Source organism: uncultured Gilvimarinus sp. (assembly GCF_963975215.1).
Lineage (GTDB): Bacteria > Pseudomonadota > Gammaproteobacteria > Pseudomonadales > Cellvibrionaceae > Gilvimarinus.
In genome coordinates this window covers 1-5,072 of sequence record NZ_CAXBFW010000050.1, presented here as the reverse complement: position 1 = coordinate 5,072, position 5,072 = coordinate 1, and the positions used below count along the sequence as shown (strand labels likewise).

Sequence of the window (5,072 nt, the reverse complement as noted above, 5' to 3'; positions counted from 1 at the left end):
CTTTGACGTGCACGGATGCACTAATGCCGCGAGCGCATGGAAGCGCAAGAGCGGCCTTTTCGTTAGTTTACTTTGCCCAAACAAAAGAAAAGTAACTCGCCACGCCCGGCGACGCGGGCCTATAAATTAAAGTCCGCTTTAGCGGCATCCCAGAAAACTACCACTTTACGACCAGCACTCCGTAGGTAACAAAGCCGCTGGATACCGGCTCAAGGCCGGTATGACGAGATCGGTATGACCGAGAGCCAAACTACAACTCGCTCAAAACACTCCGCAACGCCGCATCCACCGTGTGATCATCACGGCTATAGCGTAACCCTTGCTGAGCAAACTGTTCGGCTTGACCGGTATTCCCCAAGCGCTGGTAGTTCTCGGCCAGCAGTAAATAAACCGCCGGGTTGCGCCGGTCGATACGCAGGGCGCGTTCGGCGCTGGCAATAGCGCGGCTGTAATCGCCGTTGCGGTATTCCGAGCGGCCCTGTGCCAGTAAAGAGTCTACCGCCGAGTTGCTGCGGCCCTGCACGGGCGCCTCTGGCTGCGGAACCGGCTCAACCACTCGCCAACCGCTGTTATCACGTTCTTCACCCTGAGTGGTTTCGGTGTCGGGCTGATCATCGTTACGGGGCCGCTCGGGCGTCTGAGGCTCCATACCCGGCACGCGCACGCTGGTGTCGCTGTCCTCGACCGGGGCGCCGCTACCGGGGCCCATTTGGCTGCTGGCACAACCGCTCAACAACACAATGGCTACCAGCGAGCCTACTTTTTTAACAACACACATCATAACTATTCGCCTAACGTATTTGGCCCAAGCCTGACATCCCCAAGCCCGGAGCAAATTAAATTAATTCCAAAAACGGTGCCACCAGCTGCTGTCGCGTTTGTTTTGCTCCAGCCGACAATCTACCGCGCGGCTCGGGGCAAAGTCCGTTTCCAGCGGCAGCCAAATGGCGCCTTCACAGCCCTCGGCGCTCAGGGCACCGGTAGCGCGATCGAGCCAGTCAAAGCTCACACCATCGGGCGGCGTTAGGTTAACACCCCGGGTGGGCAGCTCGGTCATTAAGTCGGCCCATACTTGCAGCGCACCGCCACTACCGGTCAGGGGCGTGGCGGAGTTATCATCGCGACCGACCCACACCACCGCTAAATGCTCACCGCTAAAGCCGGCAAACCAGCTATCGCGTTGATCATTGGTGGTACCGGTTTTACCCGCCAGAGGTAAATCGGCCGGAAACTGATTGTACACCCGTCGGCCGGTGCCTTCGCGCAACACCGCTTGCAGAGCATATTGCAGCTCAAAGGCACTCTCGGGCCTAAAGCGCTGCTCGATACGCAGCGGGTAGCGCTTAAGTGGCTCGCCGGTAGCGGTAAGCACATCGCGAATGGCGCGCAGCGGCGTGTAACTGCCCTCGGCGGCCAGCGTATGGTAGACGCCCGCCACCTCGTAAGGGGACATCTCGACCGAGCCCAGCGTCATAGCCGGCACCGGCGGAATATAACCTTCAAAGCCGGCACGCTCCAGGGTATCGGCCACTTGCCCCAACCCCAACTGCATACCGAGCCGTGCCGAGGCCTGATTGTAGGAGTGCACCAGCGCCTCTATTAACGGCACCTCGCCGTGGCTGCGGCGGCTGGCGTTTTGCGGCTCCCACAACTGGCCATCGTCGCTGGTTACCGTGACCGGCTCATCCGAGATAGTGGTACCCAGGTTGTATTGGGTGGGCTGCTCCAGCGCGGTTAAATACACAAATGGCTTCATCAGCGAGCCAATCGGGCGGTGCGCATCCAGCGCGCGGTTAAAGCCGGCGTAGCGTGGGTTTTTATCGCCCACCAGCGCCAGTACCTCACCGGCACCCACCGAGGTAACCAGCATGCCGGCTTGCAGCTGCCCGACCTTGTACTGCGATTCGAGCGACGTAAGGCGCTCGGCCACGGCCTTTTCGGCCTGGCGCTGCACCATGGGCGAGAGCGTGGTAAAAATACGCAGGCCTTCGCTTTTTAAATCTTCCTCTTGGTACTCTTCGGCCAGCTGGCGTTTTACCAGCTCGACAAACGCTGGGTACGTGGTTTGGGCGTTGCTGCCAGGCTCCACTACCCCCAGTGAGGCGACTTTGGCGCTTTTAAACTCGGCGTCGTCTATCAGGCCCTCGCGGTGCATCACCGTTAACACCAAATCGCGGCGCTTTTTGGCCCGCTCGGGGTTGCGCCACGGGTTGTAGTACGAGGCGCCTTTAACCATGCCCACCAGCAGCGCCACTTTGGGCGTATCCAGCTCGGACACTGGCTGACGAAAGTAATACTGTGAGGCCAGGGCAAAGCCGTGAATGGCCCGCGCCCCGCTCTGGCCTAAAAACACCTCGTTAACATAGGTTTCTAGGATCTCGGATTTGCTGTAGTGCAGCTCCAGCAATATCGACATAACGGCCTCTTGGGCCTTGCGGGTTAACGAGCGCTCGTGGGTTAGGTAAAAGTTTTTAACCAGCTGCTGGGTTAAGGTACTGCCGCCTTGCACCACGTTGCCCGAGCGCAGGTTCACCCACGCGGCGCGGGCGATGGCCACCGGCGACACGCCGTGGTGATCGAGAAAGTTTTTATCTTCCACCGCCAATAGGGTCTCGCCCAGCAGCGGTGGCAAATCGGACAACTGCACCAATAACCGGTCTTCTTGCGCGGTGGGGTAAATACCGCCAATTTGCTCGGGCTCCAGGCGCATAAGGGCCAAAGGCTTATCGCCGCTCATCAAACGCGACACCTGCCCCTGACTAACGGTTAAGCCAAAGCGGCGAGCTTTATCGCGGCCATCCCAAAATTCAAACCCACGACTGTACACATCGTAACCAACGCGCCCACCGCTGGCGTGACGGCTAACCTGCCCCGGCGCCGATACGCGGCTGACAAATCGGTAGCCCAGCGCGTTAAGCTCGCTCTCGAGCAACGTGGGCGTTAGCGCCATACCCTCGTACAGCTCTAACGGCCGGGCGTATACTCGCGCCGGTAACGACCACTTTTTACCGTCAAATTTGTCGCGCACCACAAAATCCAGATACACCACCCACAGGCCACCGGCAATTACGGCAAAGCCCACGGCATACCAAAACCACAGTTTTAGCAGCGCCCAGCCATGGCGGCTTTTGGCGGCCGTTTTTTTACGGGATTTACGGCGTGGGGCGGGAGTACGGCGTTTGGTCATAGATAATTCTGTATTGGTGGCAAGCGGATTACTCGCACTTTGATTAGAGCGCGCTTATTTTGCATAATGTGCGGCCAAATACAACGCTGGCGCGTGATCTATTCGACGACTGCGAACATTTAGCGTTCCCAACCCCACACATAACCCCTGACGAAAAGGCTCATCATGACTGATCAATACCACATCTATGGCATCGGCGCCGCGCTGGTAGACACCGAAATTACCGTGACCGACGACGATTTAACCCGCATGGGCGTGGATAAAGGCGTAATGACCCTGGTGGATGAAGCCCGTCAGGCCGAGCTGATTGGCTACCTGCAAGACAACGACATCGCCTCGCAGCGCGCCAGCGGTGGCTCGGGCGCCAACACCATTATCGCCGCGGGTTATTTTGGCTGCCGCAACTTTTACTCGTGCAAAGTGGCCGGCGACGAAAACGGCGACTTTTACCTTAACGACATTCGCGACGCCGACGTTGCCTACCCCGCCACCCTGGGCGGCCACGACGGCATTACCGGCAAGTGCCTGGTGATGATTACCCCCGACGCCGAGCGCACCATGAACACCTTTTTGGGCATCAGCGCGACGGTATCGGTCGCGGAGCTAGACGAAGCAGCCATCGCCGCCTCGCAGTGGGCCTACATCGAGGGCTACTTGGTTAGCTCAGACACCGGCCGCGCCGCCGCCATTAAACTGCGCGAGCTGGCCGAGGCCAACAACACCCGCACCGCCCTAAGCTTATCGGACCCGGCCATGGTGAAGTTTTTTGCCGAAGGCTTAGCCGAGATGATCGGCGGCGGTGTCGACCTGCTGTTTTGCAATGGCGATGAAGCACTCGGCTACACCGACACCGAAACGCTTGACGATGCCATTGCGGCACTCAAGCCCATTGCCAAAACTTTTGCCATTACACTGGGCGCAAAAGGCTCGATAGTGTTTGACGGCGACAAATTACTGAGCATCCCCACCGAGCAAGCCCACGCCATCGACACTAACGGCGCCGGTGACATGTACGCGGGGGCGTTTTTGTATGCGTTAACCCAAGGGGAATCGATGCAGCGCGCCGGCGAGTTTGCCAACTTAGCAGCCACTAAAGTGGTTACCCAGTACGGGCCGCGTTTGCGCGCTGAGCAGCACCAGGAGCTGAAAGCGCAATATTTTTAAGCGTAATTGTTGGTTCTTCAGGGGGGTCTGATAGACAGCAAGAGAGTGTGCCCTGTGGTCCCCCCTGCTGAGAAGGCCCGCTAAAATCGGCCGAAGCGAGAGATGAGGCAAGCGTTTGCAAAGCAGTGCTTGGCTTGCAGATGAACGACAGCGAGCTGAGCTTGTTGGCCATACACTCACAAGCTCAGCTCAACAAAGTTGCGAGAAAACTAAACGAATGTCCCAGAAACCCCTGGACTTTAAAACGCCCGCTGATAGATTTCCTGCATGTGTTGCGCTGACCGGTTGAGATCAAGCAAGCAGAAAAGTGCTTCGCCCCGCCCGGCGACAGAGGGCGAGAAGTACCCTAAGCCACTAACAAAAAGCTCCTCTAGACGCGCCAGAGAGAACTTTGAAATATCTTTAAAAGAAGCAAACGGGACTTCGATAACCACTCGGCACTGAAGAACCTCCGCCTAGCAATGCACTCAGGCCCTGGCCGCCCTCTCTGCCTCTCCGACGCATTCACCTTATCCATGGCCCTACGAGCAGCTCCGCTGTGCAAAATGACTATCCTGCCATTTTGAGCTCGCTCCTGCGCTCTCAACAACTGCTCCTGCGTTGTTCTACTTTCTCACATCCATGTGAGTCACATGCGCCCGCGACATTTGTGCCTCCATGCACTTCAAACCGCTGACCTCAACACTGCCAGTGTTGCGCTCTCCCAGCTGAGCTAAGGCCC

3 protein-coding genes are annotated in these 5,072 nt (G+C 58.1%); 1 reads left to right on the top strand and 2 read right to left on the bottom strand.

Annotation, left to right across the window (positions count from 1 at the left end):
- Positions 1-250 precede the first annotated feature (250 nt).
- Together AAC019_RS16965 and mrcB are read right to left on the bottom strand one after the other, a co-directional pair.
- Positions 251-781 (bottom strand): tetratricopeptide repeat protein, encoded by a 531-nt coding sequence (locus AAC019_RS16965; RefSeq protein WP_339900498.1) that lies wholly within the window; start codon positions 779-781, stop codon positions 251-253.
- Positions 782-841: 60 nt separating this feature from the next.
- Complete coding sequence (gene mrcB / locus AAC019_RS16960) at positions 842-3,187, bottom strand: penicillin-binding protein 1B (RefSeq protein WP_339900496.1); 2,346 nt, start codon at positions 3,185-3,187, stop codon at positions 842-844.
- A gap of 165 nt (positions 3,188-3,352) precedes the next feature.
- On the opposite strand from mrcB, the gene AAC019_RS16955 reads away from it, so the two are divergent.
- Positions 3,353-4,351 carry an adenosine kinase gene (locus AAC019_RS16955; RefSeq protein WP_339900495.1) on the top strand — a complete coding sequence of 333 codons (999 nt, stop codon included), beginning with the start codon at positions 3,353-3,355 and terminating at the stop codon, positions 4,349-4,351.
- The last annotated feature ends 721 nt before the right edge of the window (positions 4,352-5,072 follow it).